Raw genomic sequence first — 1,921 nt, 5'->3', positions numbered from 1 at the left:
GTGTTAATATGCCATACGTATCAGGTAAAAAATTAATTATGAATGCATGGGAAAATAAATATGCTATTGGAGCTTTTAGTGTTCACAATGCTGAAAGTATTCAAGCAATACTAGGGGCAGCAGAAGAGGAAAAATCTCCTGTAATGCTTATGATAGGGCAAAAATATATTCAATATATGGGGATTGAAGAATTGAGAGGAATGATAGATATCTTTATGAAGGATATTACTGTTCCAGTTTGTATTCATTTAGATCATAGTCGTAAATATGAACAAGTTGTAAAAGCAATTCAATTAAAATTTCAATCGGTTATGTTTGATGGATCTGGCCTTCCTTTTGAGGAAAACATAGCTATTACTAAAAAATTAGTAGAAGTTGCAAATGCCTTGGATATTGGTGCTGAGGGCGAAATTGGTAAAATTGGTGGAACAGAAGATGATATCTCAGTTGAGGATGAAGATGCAATGATTACAACTTGCGATGAAGCTGTTAGTTTTGCACAGAAAACTGGTGTTGATTATTTAGCTGTTTCAATTGGTACAGCACATGGCATTTACAAGAAAACTCCTAAGCTTGCTTTTCAAAGATTAAGTGATATATCAAAAGCTGTTAACAGACCCATAGTTTTACATGGTGGATCAGGAGTGCCAGATGAACAAGTGAAAAAAGCGATTACTCTAGGAGTAGCAAAAGTAAATGTTGATACTGAACTAAGACAAGCATTTACAAAAGGAATATTAGAAGTTTTAACAAAGAACCCAGAAGAATACCAGTTAGCAGAATCACTTGGCAATGGTAGAAAAGTAATGAAGGAAAAAGTTATAGAGAAAATAAGAATATTTGGAAGCAATAACAAAGCAGATTTATTTTTAACAAAATAAAAAGTAGTTATGTTACAAGAAGTCAATAACTACTAAGGTTCAAAGGAGACATAACTTTAGGGGGTGTCTCTTTTGTTATAAAATAGGGGAGGTAGTAATCATGGTTAAATTGGAAAATGAATTTTTAGTTATAAACGCAAAAAATGAAGGTGCCGAATTAATAAGTATTTTTTTGAAGAAAGATAAAATAGAATATTTATGGCAAGGAGACCCTAATTATTGGAGATTTCATGCACCGATATGTTTTCCTATAATTGGTAGTCTTATAGAAGATACTTGCCTTATAGATGATAAACCTTATAACATGACAGTTCATGGTTTTGCAAGGGATATGAATTTTGATATTTATAATCAGGAAAAGGATAGTGTTTCTTTTATATTAAGATCCAACGACGAAACTTTAAAGAAATACCCTTATAAGTTCTCACTAATTATAAGTTATAAACTTGTAGATAATAAACTTACTGTTTTCTATGAAGTGAGAAATGAAGATAATAAGGATATTTATTTTTCAATAGGTGCCCATACCGCTTTTAATTGTCCTGTAAAACCTGAGTTAAACTTTGAGGATTATTACTTAGCATTTAAAGAGAAACAAAAAATAGAAACATATTTACTTTCTAGTGGATTTTTATCAGATAAGAAGAAGGTTTTATTTGACAAAACAAATATAATTGATGTATCAAAAGAGTTGTTTGAAAATGATGTTATTATTTTAGAAGGTCTAAAAAACAAGAAAATAGCTATAGGGACAGATAAAAATGACCATAAAGTTACGGTGTCATTTGAAGATTTTCCATACTTTGCAATATGGTCTAAACCTACGGGAGCTCCTTTTATTTGCATAGAACCTTGGTTTGGTCTTCCTGATTTAGCAGGTTCATCAGTAGAATTGAAAAATAAAAAAGGTATTCAAAAATTAAAAAACAAAGAAGTTTTTAAATGTAGTTATAAGATTACAATTGTGTAAATTTATAATATAAGATTAATCGAGTAGGAGCTAAATAATTAGTTTATTTAGCGACCTCTCACACCACCGT

The 1,921-nt window shown here is 30.5% G+C and carries 2 protein-coding genes; both read left to right on the top strand.

Going from position 1 to position 1,921, the window contains the following annotated elements; genetic code table 11:
• On the top strand, positions 1–881 hold an 881-nt coding region (locus Q0649_RS20420), incomplete at its 5' end, for a ketose-bisphosphate aldolase (protein WP_367179425.1).
• 100 nt (positions 882–981) lie between these two features.
• Positions 982–1,851, top strand: coding sequence for an aldose 1-epimerase family protein (locus Q0649_RS20415; RefSeq protein WP_298846194.1), 870 nt, complete (start codon positions 982–984; stop codon positions 1,849–1,851).
• Positions 1,852–1,921 lie beyond the last annotated feature (70 nt).

It is taken from the genome of uncultured Clostridium sp. (assembly GCF_937920395.1).
GTDB lineage: Bacteria > Bacillota > Clostridia > Clostridiales > Clostridiaceae > Clostridium_AD.
The sequence above is the reverse complement of the archived record's forward strand: the minus strand, read 5'-3'. Positions and strand labels throughout refer to the sequence as shown.